Source organism: Paenibacillus sp. 1-8 (assembly GCF_056316205.1).
The window spans coordinates 4376481-4392401 of sequence record NZ_CM149995.1; the positions used below are offsets into that span (position 1 = coordinate 4376481).

At 43.3% G+C, this 15921-nt stretch carries 16 protein-coding genes and 1 pseudogene; all 17 read right to left on the reverse strand.

Features of this window, described 5'->3' with window-relative positions; translation table 11 throughout:
- Positions 1-30: 30 nt before the first annotated feature.
- Positions 31-720, reverse strand: coding sequence for a DNA alkylation repair protein (locus AC0WRU_RS20160; protein ID WP_476126083.1), 690 nt, complete (start codon positions 718-720; stop codon positions 31-33).
- Positions 721-739: 19 nt separating this feature from the next.
- Positions 740-1357 carry a DNA-3-methyladenine glycosylase family protein gene (locus tag AC0WRU_RS20165; RefSeq protein WP_476126084.1) on the reverse strand — a complete coding sequence of 206 codons (618 nt, stop codon included), beginning with the start codon at positions 1355-1357 and terminating at the stop codon, positions 740-742.
- Positions 1358-1427: 70 nt separating this feature from the next.
- Positions 1428-1700, reverse strand: a pseudogene (locus AC0WRU_RS20170) (radical SAM protein); the annotation flags it as partial.
- A gap of 17 nt (positions 1701-1717) precedes the next feature.
- A complete protein-coding gene (locus tag AC0WRU_RS20175) occupies positions 1718-2233 on the reverse strand; it encodes a methylated-DNA--[protein]-cysteine S-methyltransferase (protein WP_476126085.1) in 516 nt (171 codons plus the stop codon).
- The gene (locus AC0WRU_RS20180; RefSeq protein WP_476126086.1) at positions 2214-2819 is read right to left on the reverse strand and encodes a bifunctional transcriptional activator/DNA repair enzyme AdaA; all 606 of its coding nucleotides are present in this window, start codon (positions 2817-2819) and stop codon (positions 2214-2216) included. Before AC0WRU_RS20180 ends, AC0WRU_RS20175 begins: the two co-directional genes overlap by 20 nt.
- Positions 2820-3044: 225 nt before the next feature.
- A complete protein-coding gene (locus AC0WRU_RS20185) occupies positions 3045-4934 on the reverse strand; it encodes a beta-glucoside-specific PTS transporter subunit IIABC (RefSeq protein ID WP_476126087.1) in 1890 nt (629 codons plus the stop codon).
- A 251-nt stretch (positions 4935-5185) separates the two neighbouring features.
- Positions 5186-6016, reverse strand: coding sequence for a BglG family transcription antiterminator LicT (gene licT, locus AC0WRU_RS20190; RefSeq protein WP_025682067.1), 831 nt, complete (start codon positions 6014-6016; stop codon positions 5186-5188).
- A 275-nt stretch (positions 6017-6291) separates the two neighbouring features.
- Positions 6292-7731 (reverse strand): 6-phospho-beta-glucosidase, encoded by a 1440-nt coding sequence (gene ascB, locus AC0WRU_RS20195; protein ID WP_476126088.1) that lies wholly within the window; start codon positions 7729-7731, stop codon positions 6292-6294.
- A 296-nt stretch (positions 7732-8027) separates the two neighbouring features.
- Complete coding sequence (locus AC0WRU_RS20200; RefSeq protein WP_476126089.1) at positions 8028-8462, reverse strand: MarR family winged helix-turn-helix transcriptional regulator; 435 nt, start codon at positions 8460-8462, stop codon at positions 8028-8030.
- Positions 8463-8565: 103 nt separating this feature from the next.
- Entirely contained in the window at positions 8566-10251 is a 1686-nt protein-coding gene (gene lpdA / locus AC0WRU_RS20205) for a dihydrolipoyl dehydrogenase (protein WP_476126090.1), read from the reverse strand.
- Positions 10252-10310: 59 nt separating this feature from the next.
- On the reverse strand, positions 10311-10751 hold the full coding sequence (locus tag AC0WRU_RS20210) for an OsmC family protein (RefSeq protein WP_025682072.1): 441 nt from the start codon (positions 10749-10751) through the stop codon (positions 10311-10313).
- Between the two features lie 401 nt (positions 10752-11152).
- Positions 11153-12343 (reverse strand): MalY/PatB family protein, encoded by a 1191-nt coding sequence (locus AC0WRU_RS20215; protein ID WP_025684200.1) that lies wholly within the window; start codon positions 12341-12343, stop codon positions 11153-11155.
- Positions 12344-12481: 138 nt separating this feature from the next.
- A complete protein-coding gene (locus AC0WRU_RS20220; protein WP_476126091.1) occupies positions 12482-12997 on the reverse strand; it encodes an OsmC family protein in 516 nt (171 codons plus the stop codon).
- 387 nt (positions 12998-13384) lie between these two features.
- Entirely contained in the window at positions 13385-13642 is a 258-nt protein-coding gene (locus AC0WRU_RS20225; RefSeq protein ID WP_103048575.1) for a YciI family protein, read from the reverse strand.
- Positions 13643-13911: 269 nt separating this feature from the next.
- On the reverse strand, positions 13912-14427 hold the full coding sequence (locus tag AC0WRU_RS20230; RefSeq protein ID WP_476126092.1) for an OsmC family protein: 516 nt from the start codon (positions 14425-14427) through the stop codon (positions 13912-13914).
- A 62-nt stretch (positions 14428-14489) separates the two neighbouring features.
- The gene (locus AC0WRU_RS20235; protein ID WP_476126093.1) at positions 14490-15218 is read right to left on the reverse strand and encodes a DsbA family oxidoreductase; all 729 of its coding nucleotides are present in this window, start codon (positions 15216-15218) and stop codon (positions 14490-14492) included.
- A 24-nt stretch (positions 15219-15242) separates the two neighbouring features.
- The gene (locus AC0WRU_RS20240; protein ID WP_476126094.1) at positions 15243-15899 is read right to left on the reverse strand and encodes a carboxymuconolactone decarboxylase family protein; all 657 of its coding nucleotides are present in this window, start codon (positions 15897-15899) and stop codon (positions 15243-15245) included.
- Between the last annotated feature and the right edge of the window lie 22 nt (positions 15900-15921).

Sequence of the window (15921 nt, forward strand, 5' to 3'; positions counted from 1 at the left end):
CAAATAAGAATAATAAGAAATAAAACAACACTATTTTCTTTTTCGCTTCATACTGCGAATGATTGTTTTCGTTGTCTGATCCACCCGGTATGATTCCGTGATTTTTTGCAGAGCTTTGTTGAAGGTAAAATCGTCCAGTGTATTGTTTTTCAAGTAACTCATCGTAATCTCAGGCAACTTGATATAACAGATGGATATCGCCCATGCGACCGCCATTTGTACATAATAATCCTCACGGTGGGTTTGATCCAGCCATTGCAGTACCCGGATGATATACTCTTCCTCAATATAAAAATTCAGAAGCATAACCACTCCAAACCGAATTTCATATTCTTTTCTGGATGACAGATACGGCTGGATAAAGTCCCATACTCGTTCCTTATGATTTTTCGTACATTTTAATCCGGCACAGAAGCTGTCACAAACCGACCAGTTATCAATTTTAGGAACAAACCTGGCGACGTAGCCCAAAACTTCCTCTATATCCGCTTTCACATAGCCAATCACCATGCCTTGCAGCATTACTTCCTCGAAATGTTCACTTTCAGCGGTTTCAAGGTAGAGACGCCAATCTCCTTTGGCAATATCCTGAGCCAGCTTACGCAGCACTGGCAGACGTACACCCAGCACATTATTAATCGTCGGAAGCAGTGCAGCCGTGAATTTCTGAAAATCCGCATCAACATATGACAGTATTTGTTCTCTAATTGTTTTCTCCATAGTTTCCACTCCCTGATTCTTAACGAAATGAAATGCTCCACAAATAAATAGAGGCCACAGAACCATAGGGCGAATAGACTCGGCGGTACTCCTCAAATTGCTGCTTGGTCAGTGTATCCAAATTATACAGCTTCATCATCCCCCGTCGAATAGCTATATCGCCCCAACTGACGACATCCGGACGCTCCATGGAATTAATCAGCATCATTTCAGCCGTCCACGGACCTATCCCATGCAGCGAGGACAATTTTTGAATTACTTGTGTATCGGAGAGCTCATATAGTTCCTGCAAATCCAACAAGCCCTGCTCTATGGTTTGGGCTATATTCAGGATACAAGCCGCTTTTTTCATCGTGATACCACAGCTTTGAATCACTTCAACCGACTGGGTCGCTATATTTTCCGGTGTCATCACACCCAGCTTCTCCTGCATTCTTGCCCATATCGTTTGAACCGCCTTCGCAGAAATAAGCTGTCCCACAATCGCATGAACAAGCGCGGCGAACAGATCGGGAATAATCACTCGTTCGACCTTCCCCATTTGCGTCATTGCTGTACCAAGTACAGTATCCACGCTTTTCAGATAGTTGATTTCCTTCTCTCCATAGTCAAAATTTTTCGTGATCACGGTTTGCACACTCCGCTTCCTCCTCTGCAACCCTTATGCAGTTCCACCACATTCCATTTGAATGCAGTCTACACCAAAATCAGGGCTCAAATCCTCCACGGCTTACATAAAGCTGTTCTTCAGGAAAAACGTTACGAAACTGTTCGTAGACTGCCTTGTAGGCAGCCGGATGATACCAATCCTCCAGCCCTAACGGCTCGTAAAGCGCACCGATATTTAAGCTTCGTGTACGCCTTCCTCTACTGCCGTCTCCCATAAAATAATCATCAATACAGACACGGTTGACCAGTGGCAAAAGCTTGTCCGCAAACTGCTCGCTGCTTGGAAGCATCGGAGCAATGGTCGCTTGCGTATGATGTGCTTCCATTGCTAACCTCTTTCGAGCTGCAAAAGCTTTACCTTCATATCCAAACCACCGCGATATCCGGTTAAAGCGCCATTTTTGCCGATAACCCGATGGCATGGGACGGTGACCAGAATCGGGTTAGCACCGATGGCAGCTCCCACCGCACGAACAGAGGCGGGCTTCTGAATCGCGTTCGCAATGTCTGAGTAGGATTGTGTCTCTCCATACGGAATGTCACACAGTGCGTTCCAGACCGCCATTTGAAACGCAGTCCCCCGAAAGTCAAAAGGAACGGTAAAACTTGTGCGCTTCCCTTGAAAGTATTCAATAAGCTCTGTAGCATAGGGCTGTAAAACCTTATCATCTTCAACTAATGGACTGCCGGGAAATCGACTCCCTGCCCACGAAGCCAATTCCTCTAAAGGTTTATCGGGCGAGCCTACGTAACATAATCCATACGATGTAGCTGCAATATATAAATTCCAATCCTCGTGGGTTAATAATGACCAATAGATTGTTTTAGGGGTTTGGGTTAACATGATGTATACCTCCATTTTGTAATTGTTCTGATTTAAGGTGGCGATATTGCAAAGGGGTGTAGCCTGTATTCTTTTTAAATAACGTAATAAAGTAAGGAGTATTGGACAGACCTACGCTCTCCCCCACTTCCGCAACGGACTTATCCGAGTCCATTAGCTGTTGCTTGGCATGCTCCAATCTGGTTTGCTGTATATATTCCATCGGAGTTATATCCATGACCCGCTTGAAAGTACGATGTAAATGGTACGGGCTCCCATGACTCATCTCTGCAAGCAGATGCAGCGTTAAATTTTCCTTATAATTAGAACCCACATACTCTGTAACCAGTGCAATCCATTCATGATCAGGCAATTTTTGTCCTGTCGGTTTACACCTTTTGCATGGTCGAAAATGCTCCGCTAAAGCCTGTTCTGCTTTTTTGAATACGCGGATGTTTTCTCTTTTAGGAGGACGGGATTTGCAGGAGGGGCGACAAAATATTCCCGTTGTCTTCACAGCATAAAAAAATTCACCATCATAAGACTTGTCGTTCTCCACAATAGCTCTCCACTTCTCGTCAGTGATGGGCAACTCGGATTTCTTCATTACATTCACCTCTCATTTGCGATGTAGCTCCCATTTATCTATGTCTAAATTATAAACCAAACAGTGAACATATGTACCCCTCTTGGAATGTAAAGGCAAGATAACGAAAAAAAGATGACTCCATTGGAGCCACCTTTGATCTTACATGTCCATCTTCTTGTATGCACTTGAACCAAAGCCCGGAAATACCGATAAGGTGGACCTTAGAGCTTTTTCTTATGTCATTCAGGCAATGCCCTCCTTCTCATTGGTACCGCCGAACAGTTTTAAGAGCGGTTCCTGCACCCTTACCTGTCCTTGGGTGGTTGGAAGGATATCTGTATAATCGGAAGAATTCGTAACGATAATCGGCGTAATCGTAGGATAGCCTGCTGCCCTGATCTGCTCAACGTCAAATTCGAGCAGCAAGTCCCCTGCTTTTACCTGATCGCCTTCTTTGATATGGGAGGTAAAATGTTTACCGTCGAGCCTAACCGTGTCTACTCCGACATGAATCAGAATTTCTGCGCCTTTGGGCGAAACAACTGCAAGCGCATGTTTTTTCTTGAACGCCACGGTAATCGTCCCGTCGAACGGGGCTACAACTCTGCCTGATGTCGGTTCGATGGCGAGGCCTTTACCCATAGCTTCCGACGCAAATGCGGGATCGGGAACTTCCGAGAGAGCGACAACGGTTCCTTCAATCGGACTAAATACCTCTTCGTTAGAAACATCTGTCGTATGAACTGGTTCTTTAGTCGAATTTTCGGGTGATTCTTCCGCATCAACCGGATCTTCAAACCCTAAAATATAAGTCAGAATGGCCGAAACCAGAAACGATACCGAAATTCCTAAAATCAGTCCCGGGAAGCCTTGTCCGCCAGGGCCGTAGAAGATGGGCAAGGTCAGCAGTCCCGGCGCGCCGGAAGCGAATGCTTGCGTTCCCGCTTGGCCGATAATTGCACCACCGATAGCACCGCCGATAATACCTGCAATAAACGGACGTTTCAGCGGAAGCGTGACTCCATAGACGGCTGGTTCTGTGATACCGAACAATGCGGTAAGCGTAGCGGAACCCGCCAAGGTCTTCAACTTTTTATTTTTTGTTTTAAGCATGACACCAAACGCAGCACCGGTTTGGGCGAAGATGGAAGCCGCAGCGGAAGGTTTGATTCCGTCTCTGCCGTTAACAGCAATGTTATTAATGAATACAGGTACGAGGCCCCAATGGACACCGAAGATAACGAGAATTTGCCAACAAGCACCCATGATTGCGCCAGCCAATAACGGGCTGAAGCCGAACGCGGCAATGAGTCCAGTTGCGATGCCGTTGCCCACGTAGACCCCGAATGGACCAAACACGATCAAAGTTAGAGGAAGCATAATCACGAGCAGGATCAATGGCGTAATAAAATTTTTGACGCTTTCATGGATCAACCGATTACACCATTTTTCTAGCTTGCTCATGACAATGATAGCAATAATAATGGGAATAACTGTTGACGAATAACTCATCATGACGATTGGAATACCGAAAAAGTCAGTAGGTGTACCTTCCGTTTTCAACGTGACGATGGACGGGTAAAGCAAACCTCCGGCAATGGTCAGGGCGACGAAAATGTTACCTTCAAATTTTCGGGCTGTTGTAACCGCTAACAAGAGCGGGAGAAAATAAAACAGACTGTCAGCAGCGGCCAGCAAAATAATGTAGGTCGTGTCCTTCGGTGTCAGCCATCCAGCGTTGCTGGCAATCAGCAGTAGGCCTTTCAGAATACCGGCTCCCGCCATGACTCCGAGTAGCGGTGCAAAAATGCTGGAAACAACGTCTATAATGGCACCGAAGCCTTTGTTGGCTTTAGCAGGTTTTTCATCTTTTTTGGATTCGTCCAAAATGTTGGATACCTTGCTGATAGCACTGTATACTTCTGGTACTTTGTTACCGACTACGACTTGAAACTGGCCACCGCTTTGCTTAACCGTGATAATCCCATCGGTTTTTTCCAGTTTTTCTTTGTCCGCTTTCGCCTCGTCCTTTAGCACAAAACGCAAGCGGGTGGCGCAGTGAACGAGTGATACCACATTTTTTTCACCGCCTACCAGATGAACGATTTCCTTAGCCAATTTTTCATAACTCATGCTAGACACCTCCATGTTCTAATGGGCATTTTACGTATTTAGGCGCACAAAAAACCTAAGCCTTGAAAAATGGTGGGCGCTTTTTGTCCCGCAATTTTTCATGACTTAGGTTTTGCCTGCATAACCAGTAACAATCCCAGTTAAAGATTTATTAAATTCCTGTTGTTCTCATAATATAATTAATCAACCATATCTGTCAATAAAAATATTTACCCATATATTCTCTATCCTGTTTGCAGGAAAAGTCCAGCTTATCTGTTAACCACCCGCTCAATATGCACGGTCAGATACAGCTTTTCCTCGTTCGTCAATTCGTGGTTGTATTCTTTTTCCACAAAAGCTCCGATTTTCTCCGTGCAAGCTGCCGCGTCTCTGTGCTTTTCCTTAATCATGTCATACAAATGATCGTAGTTATTTTCATAGTGATTCCCCTTAAACACTCGCTGGGCGAAAAATTTCAGATGTGTAATAAAGCGGAAATAACTCAGAGAGTCCTCGTCAAAATCGACCTTAAAATGATATTTCGCAATATTGATAATTTGCTGCATAAATTTCGTAATACTCATCGTGGTGATAACTTCTTCGTTCATTTCGGCATTCACGATGTGAATCGCGATAAAAGCCGCTTCGTCCACAGGCAGTTCAATATCGAGCTTTTGTTTGATTTGTTCCAGCGTTTTCAGACCAATCGCGAATTCTTCTTTGTACAACTGCTTGATTTCCCACAATAACGCGTTTTTGATCTCCAATCCTTCCCGATATCTTTCAACGGCAAAATTGATATGGTCGGTCAAGGAAACATAAATATTTTCGTTCAGCTTTTTATTCAAATTGTGCTTGGCGTCATTAATGATTTCTTCCACAATCACAATCAGTTCCAGTGGAACCTCACGCAGTAGCATTTTGAAGTTGTCGGACGTCTGCTTGTTTTTCAGGGCAAATACTTTCTGAATTCTGGTTTCGTCTACTTTATCTCCGGGCTTTTTCTTAAAAGCAATCCCGCGGCCCATCACCACGAGCTCTGTACCGTCCGTCTGGTAGACACTGATTACATTGTTGTTGATGACCTTTGCTATTTTCATCTAATAAATCCCCCCATATGCCAGCAAGAGCCACTCCTATTCCATCCTGTTTATGGCAAACAAAAAAAACCGAAGCTCAACAAATAAACAAGACTGTAAAATCCGCTTATTCGTGGCTTAGGTTTTGCCTGCATAACCAGTAACAATCCTAAAAATGATGGAATTGCGTCAAGTATAGCCCGAAGACGAGAGATTGTCAACGCTTTCAATCAAGAAACAGAGACCGGAAATCCCCTTTACAACCGGGATGTCCGATCTATTTTCTTATGAGATTCTTACTCGCCCAGATTCTCGCCATCGGAATGAATTACGTTTTTGTACCAGTGGAAGCTCTTCTTTTTTATCCGGTTCAGCGAGCCGTTGCCTTCGTTGTCCCGGTCCACGTAAATATATCCGTAGCGTTTTCTCATCTCTCCCGAGGAGGCGCTGACAATATCAATAGGGCCCCAGCTTGTATAACCGATAATCTCGACTCCGTCCTGAAGAGCCTCGCCCATTTCAGCAATATGCCGCTTCAAATAGTCGATCCGGTAATCGTCATTGACTTCTCCTTCAGGAGAAACCTCGTCGTTGGCACCAAAGCCGTTTTCCACTACAAACAGAGGCTTCTGATAACGGTCGTGCAATTGGTTTGCCGTGATACGGAACCCTTTCGGATCAATCGTCCAGCCCCATTCGGACTTGTCCAGATAAGGGTTGGCTACGGAGCCGAACACATTGCCGCTCGTCATGTTTTTGATAACTTCCGGGTCTGTGCTGGTGGTTCGGCTGGAATAGTAACTGAAACCGATATAATCGACGGTATGATGCTTCAAAATATCCGCGTCGTCCGGTTCCATCTCGATGGTTAACCCATGATCCTTGAAGAAGCGCTTCGCATAACCTGGATATTCACCGCGTGACTGCACGTCGATAAAGAAGTAGGACTCGCGGTCTTTTTCCATTCCCTGATGAACATCTTCGGGATTACATGTATACGGATAGAAGCTGCCCGCAGCGAGCATACAGCCAATCTTGGCGTCTGGAATGATCTCATGGCACGCTTTGACAGCCAGTGCACTTGCAACAAGCTGGTGATGTGCAGCCTGATACTGAATTTGTTTGACGTTTTCACCTTCCTGGAAAACAAGCCCGGCGCCAATAAACGGCAAATGGAGCAGCATGTTAATTTCGTTGAACGTCATCCAGTATTTTACTTTATCCTTGTAACGGGCGAATACCGTTTTTGCATATGTTTCAAACAGGCTTACCAGTTTCCGGCTTCGCCAGCTTCCGTACTTAGCAATCAGATTTACCGGTACGTCAAAATGAGCGAGCGTAACCACTGGCTGGATGCCATGTTTAAGCAATTCGTCGAACAGATCATCGTAAAATTGTAACCCGGCTTCATTCGGTGCAGCATCTTCTCCCGTTGGGAAAATACGGGCCCAGGCAATGGAAACACGCAGCGCCTTGAAACCCATTTCTGCAAATAGCGCAATATCCTCGCGATAGCGATGGTAAAAATTAATCGCTTCGTGAGAAGGATAGAATTCGCCTTCGAGCGGAGTGAGCGAGGGAACATTCCCCTTCATGATGCTTCTTCTTTTCTCGCCAGTAGGTAGCAGATCCACCAGACTCAATCCTTTGCCGTCTTCCAGATAAGCACCCTCGGCCTGATTGGCAGCAAGAGCACCCCCCCATAAAAAGTCTTTCGGAAAAATAAAGCTGGACATAAACGTTCTCCTTCCAAATGTGTGATGAAGGGAAAGCCGAAAGGGTTTGGAGAAATAAAAAAAACCCAAACTGGCCAGGATACACGCGTAGTGTAAACAAGCCGGTTCAGGTTATGCCCTAACGGTAACATCCCATGAAAAGGTTATACGTATTTGATGAAACTCTAACAAAGATTTGGAAGCCTGTCAAATTCATTTGATGCTACAGACCATGGGCCCTTTTTTATTTATTTCCAGCAGGTGTCACACTTCATATTACAATCCGTCATTACAAAAATGAAGTCAGAACATTTTCGCTATTTTGTTGTATTTTCAACCATAATACTCAACACATGTTTGAATGTCTCAAGATCGTCCTTGGAGATACCTGCAATTGTATCATTTTTGAACTTTTCGGCAATTGGCATTAAATCGAGACATACCTTTACGCCCTTATCGGACAATTCTAACTGCTTGACTCGTTTATCTGCATTAGTAGCGGAGCGATATAAAAGCCCATCCAATTCCAGTTTTTGAAGCAAACGTACTACGCTCGGTTCTTTAATCGACATTTTTTCTGCTAGTTCTCTCTGGGTAATGGATTCATGAATATAGATGTAATACATAGCGATCCATTGACTCCTGGTGATGTGGTAGGGTCGAAACTCTTTCTCCAATGCTTCCGCAAAGACTTTCCCACTACGGTTTGTAACAAAAGCAAGGCAATCCTCTATATTAAACAATAGACACACCAACCAATCCCAACAGTTTTATCTCCGTGTATTTCTCCTCTGTTCGCAGTATGATAGCAAACATTTCACTTTTTGTGAAATGGTATGGCTACATCAGCGTGTTTTACGCTTGATGGAGTGCCCCAATGCTAAGGCCGAATGCAGCTTCATGAATCACTTCTCCCGTAGTCGGGTGAGCAAACACGGTGTTCGTGATTTGTTGCTCCGTCAGCTCATTGGCAATCGCAAGCGTTAAGGTACTGATCAGGGAAGACGCATCGGGACCAATAATCGACCCTCCAACTATTTTTTGTGAGCGATTATCCTTAATCAATTTAATAAAACCTTCCGGTTCATTCATTGTTAACGCCTTACCATTGCTGGCAAAGGAAACCTTGCTCACGCTGTAATCCATCCCCTGCTGTTTACATTCATCCTCTAATAGACCTACACTGGCTATTTCAGGTGAAGTGAAAATCACGTTCGGGATTGCCGTATAGTGCATGCCTCCCGATTCGCCTAATATCCCATCGATGGCTGTAATGCCTTGATGCGAGGCGACATGGGCAAGCTGCATAATATTCGTAACATCGCCTATCGCATAGATATGTTCGACGTTTGTACGCATATGTTCGTTCACGGCAATACCGCGCCCACGTTCATTAAGCTGAACTCCGGCTCGTTCAACCTCCAAACCCTCCAAGTTAGGCTCACGTCCAACAGCCACCAACACTTTTTCACTAACGAGCAGGTGCTCACCTTGAGAATCCTCATAATTTACAATCGCTTGTCCATCGTCAGCACGCTGGATTTTGGCTACCTTCGAGTTCGTATGGATATGAATCCCTGCTTGCTCCGCCGAATGTTTGATTTCTTCGGAAATGTCGCTGTCGATCATGGTCAACAGTCGGCTCATAAATTCAACTACATGCACTTCAGCACCTAAATAACGATAGATGAAGGCAAACTCCATGCCAATGACACCCCCGCCGATGATCGTGACGCTCTTCGGCAGCTCGGTGCATGCAAGCGCATCAGTGCTGTTCATCACAAAAGGAAGATCGATGCCAGGAATATTCACCTTGGCAATTTTGGAGCCTGTCGCTACGATGATGTCGTTCGCTGAAATATGGTAGTGGTTCTGCCCTTTTACACTCACTTCATGTGCGGATAAGAAAGATGCTTGCCCGCGGATAACTTCAATGTCATTCTTCTCCATCAAGTAGTCAATCCCGGAAATTAATTTTTCCTTGATTTCATCTTTACGACGAATAATCTGCTTCATATCGACTTGAAGGTCCGTTCCCGTGTGAATGCCAAACAAAGACGATTGTTTGACATGGTGACAAACTTCAGAAGATTTAACCAGTGATTTGGTTGGAATACAACCTACATTTAAACATGTACCGCCCAATTCTTCCTTTTCAACTAATGTAACCTTAATCCCCTTTTTGGCTGCATAAATCGCGGACACATACCCACCTGGTCCTGCTCCAATAATCAATAGCTCAACTTTCTTAGCCATGACCGGCTGTTCCATTGCAGCAGCCTGCGGCTCAGATAATGCAACGGTGTCTTCTACAGCGGTTTCCAACGTAAACAAAACTTGGTTGGAGGAAATTTCTCCACCTTCTTCAAAGAAAATGTGGCTGATGGTCCCCTCTGCGGTCGCTGTAATTTCTCGATTGCCTTTTCCCGTCTCAACCTCGACGAGTAAGTCTCCTAAAGAGACCTTCTCCCCTAGCTGCACATTGATTGTTCCTGCTTTCCCTTTTTTTCCCCCAGCAATCATTGACATTTTAATTTCCATGATGTTCAAGCTCCTTCACTACTAAAAAGGGCTAAACCGCGCCGCTTTTAGCGAATAGTTTAGTGTCTGACTACACCGGATTGCACCAGTTTAACCCCGTTCGCCAAGCAGTCTCCAACCGGGCAGGTCTTCTCAATGAATGCCGCAAAAGCTTCTGTTTTTTCTTGACTTTCGGTCGTTTTGAAGTGCATTACAAAACGAATTTCCTGGAAACCGCTTCTTACATCTGCCAGCCCCATGAACCCATCCGGGTCCAAATCCCCTTCAAGCTCAACATGCAACTCTTCATACGAAAAGTTATACGCATCCGCAAAAGCAGCAGCAACGATAGACTGACATGCTCCCAGCGCACACAGAAGCGCTTCGACCGGATTCATCCCTTTATCTGTTCCACCTAAATCTTGGGGTTCATCCATCAAGATTTTAAAACCTCTGGATTGAGCCTCAACCTGCAAACCTTCTGGCAATTTTGTGGCAGTAGCTTTGAACGTAGTTAACATAGAAATGGCCTCCCTTTGCTTTGTGAAAAAAATAACTTATTCTTGTGAAAATAATAACAATCTATTTACTCAAAGTCAATAGTTAGCTAAGTAATTTGTTGAAATAAACATGACGAACAAAGTGACCTTCCCAATTCTTTTCATTCTAGACAATGATCCGGGAAAATCTAGTGGCTGGTCACCTTCGTCTACCCGACTCACTTCCACAACCAGAAAAGCGCTTCGGAGCCTCTTTTGCCCGACCAGACTTTCAACAGCGAAACGAAAAGCGTGCTTGGCTGGGCATATCGAAATAAAAAAAGGAAGAGCCTTAGCCCTCCAATGAAATTAAAGTTTTCGATTTTAAAAATACTAGGTCGAACAATATCACATAATACCTTTTCGTTTTTGGTATAGTTTTTCTACTGCAACACTCCACATATTCTCTTTAGCCCTTCTGTTAAAATTGCTCTCGGACATGCCAGATTAAGACGAATATAACCATCTGAATTGGCCACGAACATACTTCCTCCTTCTAGTAATACTCCTGCATTGTTCGCAAAATATAAAGACATATTTTCTTCATGTGGAAGATATGCACTAATATCCACCCATGCAAGATAAGTAGCCTCTGGGATACGGAATACAGCCTGAGGTAAATGGCTTTCTAGATATTGCTGGGTAAAAATAAAATTGTCATCCAAGTAAGTTTTTAATTGTCTCAGCCACTCATCACCGTGTTGATAAGCTGCCTGTGTTGCCGCAATGCTCAGTGGATTTTCCATGCTGTAGTGACGAGCCTGCCACACTGCTCTGACTTCATCATTGGGAATGATTATATTTGAGAGCATCAACCCCGCCATATTAAAGGTCTTGCTTGGAGCCATACAGGAGATGATCTTATCTGTATTGGGAAAGATCTTGGCCAAAGGCGTATGAACCATGCCATTCCTGAGCAAATCACAATGAATTTCATCTGAAATAATCCAAACGTCATTTTCAAGACAAATTTCACCAAACTTTTTTAGTTCTTCCGGTGTCCAAACACGTCCTGTGGGATTGTGCGGATTACAAAAGATACATAAACTTACCTTTTCATCTCGCACTTTTAATTCTATATCATCATAATCCATCGTATAGTCCCCCTGGTGATTTATTAAATCGGAGGTCACTAATTCAAGATTATTAAAGTCTACAGCGTGCTTGAAATATGCATAGGATGGCGTAACAATTAAAACCTTTTCGTCTGGTTTGCAAATGTACTCAATCAACTCATATAAAGCGGGAATAATTCCAGGTGAAGTTACCAAATGTTCTTTTTGAAAGCTCCAATTGTAGTAGTTTTGTGTCCAATGAACAACAGAAAGATAATAATCAGGATCAAATACCTTCGTATAGCCCAAAATTCGTTTATCTAACCGTTCTTTAACGGCTTGGATAATTTCAGGAGGAGTAGCAAATTCCATATCAGCCACCCACATACGAATAAATTCATCATCTTTAAAAGGGAACGTCATGTCATTAGAAGCCTTAAAAATGTATTCTTTAAAGCCATCTGTACTCATAGCATTGGTGTTTTTTCGATCAATAATTTCATCAAAATTGTACTTCATCTGTTTTCTCCACTCCTACTGTAGAATAGTTCGTACATCGGCACCCTGATCCTAATATTACAAAAAAAGTAGACATTATGCTATGTGTTCCTCGCATAATGTCTACTTTTTTTGTGAAACAATCAAGTATTCATGGTTTTAACTGTGAAGTGTATACTCCGAAGTCACTTTAACGTTTCTTTCAATGGTGTTTCTCACAGGTGATATTTCTATAGCTTTTGCAATCAACTTTTTAACCTGCGCTTCATCTGCGTCACTATCCACATTGAAACGAACGTTTATTTCATTAAATCCAGAATTCCCCTCTTTTAAGCCAAAGAAAACGTTCAAATCTATATCGCCAGTAACATCAACGGCCAACGAATTTACTTTAATCCCCATACCACTAGCTGTTGCAATGAATCCAACACCTACACAAGCGCCAAGTGCACTTAACAAAAGCTCAACGGGATTAGGTCCTTTTCCAGTTCCGGATAGCCACTCTGGTTCATCAATGGATACCGGCTTATAGTCCCCAACCTCGGCCTCCGAGTAAAACCCATCTTTCCATTTTACTGTAGAAGCAAAACTTGTAATTGCCTCCTCAGGGTTTTCCTTATATTTTTCTGCCAAGCTTCCGAGCATATTCACATCTATACCGTTCATTTTACTCATGTTTAGGACTCCTCTATTTTATATTTTTCATAAACCAATCTTAATTAATCCTCGCTTGTCCTTTATGACTTTTTAGGCGGGATCGCACACCCTTCATCAGTACATAGTCCTTCACTAGAGGTTTCATCAGAAAGAATTTCAAACTTAGGTGCCGGATGCTCTTCTTCCCAAACTTTCTCCACCCTGACCATCCGAAACCTTGGGTTGCCGGATGTCTGCTTCGGCTACGGCACTTTAAAGGGTAAAGTTACCCGGTGGATTTGAACCACCTAATGATGGGACTGTGAGGTGCACCAAAAAAAGAGGCTCCCTATACTGGGGGCCTCTTGATATTGTAGTAGCGTTGATGGCTTTTTAACGAAACCTAAAAGAGAAATGTATGTTCATTTATACCATTTTCCACTCATGAAGTTCCAAGCGAAGCGCTTTTTCCGACACATACGGGTCTTTTTCAACCATCGCCTGTGCCTCTTCCAATGAATCTGCAACGTAAATGACTAGACCGCCGGCCCCATCAACAAAAGGTCCCATGGCATAAATTTTCCCCTGTTCCTTCATTTTGTTCAAAAATTCCAGGTGCTTAGGATGTAACTCTTGTCTTTTTACCGGGTCAACTATGTGCAAGATTGCTGCGTAATGTGCCATTGTATCACTCCTTAAGTGAATGAAAAATAGATTACCAAGTCTATGAAGCCTTTATATTCTTAATAGCACGAATCTTTTAAATTAGTACACAATTTCGTGATCTTCACGTTTTTCATACAGTGAGGCCACTGGCTCGATAGTCCGTGATGCTCTCCGTCCATTGCTGCTGGTGTCGTTCTGCTTTGGTCATCTGGCAAATCGTTAAGATATGCCTATGATCTCATGACTGGTGTTGGGTTTACAGGTGTACTGGGTTTGACGCTTACGTTTTAACTGTGAAGTGTATACTCCGAAGTCACTTTAACGTTTCTTTCAATGGTGTTTCTCACAGGTGATATTTCTATAGCTTTTGCAATCAACTTTTCAACCTGCGCTTCATCTGCGTCACTATCCACATTGAAACGAACGTTTATTTCATTAAATCCAGAATTCCCCTCTTTTAAGCCAAAGAAAACGTTCAAATCTATATCGCCAGTAACATCAACGGCCAACGAATTTACTTTAATCCCCATACCACTAGCTGTTGCAATGAATCCAACACCTACACAAGCGCCAAGTGCACTTAACAAAAGCTCAACGGGATTAGGTCCTTTTCCAGTTCCGGATAGCCACTCTGGTTCATCAATGGATACCGGCTTATAGTCCCCAACCTCGGCCTCCGAGTAAAACCCATCTTTCCATTTTACTGTAGAAGCAAAACTTGTAATTGCCTCCTCAGGGTTTTCCTTATATTTTTCTGCCAAGCTTCCGAGCATATTCACATCTATACCGTTCATTTTACTCATGTTTAGGACTCCTCTATTTTATATTTTTCATAAACCAATCTTAATTAATCCTCGCTTGTCCTTTATGACTTTTTAGGCGGGATCGCACACCCTTCATCAGTACATAGTCCTTCACTAGAGGTTTCATCAGAAAGAATTTCAAACTTAGGTGCCGGATGCTCTTCTTCCCAAACTTTCTCCAACACTTGAGAAAAAGATTCTGTTGGCTGTGCCCCTGAAACTGCATATTTTTGGTTGAATATAAAGAACGGTACCCCGCTAATCCCAACTCGACGAGCTTCATCTTGATCTTTTCGCACTTGATCTGCATAGAGATCCTTATTATTCAAGACTCCGAGGGCTTCTTTTCTGTCTAACCCAACCGCTTCTGCAATATCGGCCAGTGTATCATAATCTCCTACATCCTTGGATTCAGTGAAATGTGCAATAAGTAATTTTTCATTCAATGTTGTTTCTTTGCCATTGGTTTTTGCCCATTTTAATAAACGATGAGCATCCAGTGTATTGGTGGGTTTAAGATTATCTAATTGAAAGGATAATCCCACGTTCTTGGCTTGTTGAGTTAAGTGGCTAAGAAATTCTTTCGCTTGTTCTCTTCCGCCAAACTTAGGAGTTAATTTTTCTACAAAACTTGTTCCATCATACGAAGAAGCTCCCGGATCAAGCTCAAAGCTTTTGTATTCAATACTTATTTCATCTTTATACGGTAATCCATCTAAGGCCCGCTCCAGATTTTGTTTACCAATATAGCAGAATGGACATGCAATGTCAGACCAGATTTCAATCTTCATATTTCTACCCCTTCTCCGTTTTAATTATTCGTCAAATGCAATCAGTGCATTTACTCCATGAGCAAGGGCGGAACCAGCTTTTAAAGCAGTAGCTACCATAATCGACTCAGCCAGCTCTTCTTTGGTTGCTCCGGCTTTTTTGGCTGCTTTCGTATGAATATCAATGCAATATGGACACCCAGTGGTATGAGCAACCGCAACCGCCATCAATTCTTTTTCCTTGGTACTGAGCATGCCGGCTTTCAACGCTTGCTGATCAAAAGACGCAAATGATTTAAACGAATCACTTAATTGGGTAAACTCCCGCAGTCTATTAATATAAGATGCACGGTATAACTCGTCGTCATCGGACCCATCATACGCATTTAAAGCATTAACGCCATGAGCCATCGCCGAACCGGCTTTGAGCGCGGTGGCGACCATTATAGCTTCTGCCATTTCCTCTTTTGAAACACCCAGTTTCTTAGCTTGTGTTACATGAACCTCAATGCAATAAGGGCACCCCGTGGTGTGGGCTATAGCGATTGCAATTAGTTCCTTGTATTTTGCCGTAAGTTTACCTTCAGCCAATGCTAGCTTATCAAAGGCTACAAACGCCTTGAATATCTCTGGAGAAGCCGAGTTAAATTCTCCAATACGTTGAAAATTCGATTTTTTAAATAAACTGTCTTGATGACTCATAAAAAACCCCTCTATTCATTAG

What these genes read in the sequence shown, in the direction of transcription:
- AC0WRU_RS20160 (WP_476126083.1), bottom strand. Translation starts at nt 720, where the DNA reads ATGGAGAAAACAATTAGAGAACAAATACTGTCATATGTTGATGCGGAT.
- AC0WRU_RS20175 (WP_476126085.1), bottom strand. Translation starts at nt 2,233, where the DNA reads ATGTTAACCCAAACCCCTAAAACAATCTATTGGTCATTATTAACCCAC.
- AC0WRU_RS20180 (WP_476126086.1), bottom strand. Translation starts at nt 2,819, where the DNA reads ATGAAGAAATCCGAGTTGCCCATCACTGACGAGAAGTGGAGAGCTATT.
- AC0WRU_RS20185 (WP_476126087.1), bottom strand. Translation starts at nt 4,934, where the DNA reads ATGAGTTATGAAAAATTGGCTAAGGAAATCGTTCATCTGGTAGGCGGT.
- licT (WP_025682067.1), bottom strand. Translation starts at nt 6,016, where the DNA reads ATGAAAATAGCAAAGGTCATCAACAACAATGTAATCAGTGTCTACCAG.
- ascB (WP_476126088.1), bottom strand. Translation starts at nt 7,731, where the DNA reads ATGTCCAGCTTTATTTTTCCGAAAGACTTTTTATGGGGGGGTGCTCTT.
- lpdA (WP_476126090.1), bottom strand. Translation starts at nt 10,251, where the DNA reads ATGGAAATTAAAATGTCAATGATTGCTGGGGGAAAAAAAGGGAAAGCA.
- AC0WRU_RS20210 (WP_025682072.1), bottom strand. Translation starts at nt 10,751, where the DNA reads ATGTTAACTACGTTCAAAGCTACTGCCACAAAATTGCCAGAAGGTTTG.
- AC0WRU_RS20215 (WP_025684200.1), bottom strand. Translation starts at nt 12,343, where the DNA reads ATGAAGTACAATTTTGATGAAATTATTGATCGAAAAAACACCAATGCT.
- AC0WRU_RS20220 (WP_476126091.1), bottom strand. Translation starts at nt 12,997, where the DNA reads ATGAGTAAAATGAACGGTATAGATGTGAATATGCTCGGAAGCTTGGCA.
- AC0WRU_RS20225 (WP_103048575.1), bottom strand. Translation starts at nt 13,642, where the DNA reads ATGGCACATTACGCAGCAATCTTGCACATAGTTGACCCGGTAAAAAGA.
- AC0WRU_RS20230 (WP_476126092.1), bottom strand. Translation starts at nt 14,427, where the DNA reads ATGAGTAAAATGAACGGTATAGATGTGAATATGCTCGGAAGCTTGGCA.
- AC0WRU_RS20235 (WP_476126093.1), bottom strand. Translation starts at nt 15,218, where the DNA reads ATGAAGATTGAAATCTGGTCTGACATTGCATGTCCATTCTGCTATATT.
- AC0WRU_RS20240 (WP_476126094.1), bottom strand. Translation starts at nt 15,899, where the DNA reads ATGAGTCATCAAGACAGTTTATTTAAAAAATCGAATTTTCAACGTATT.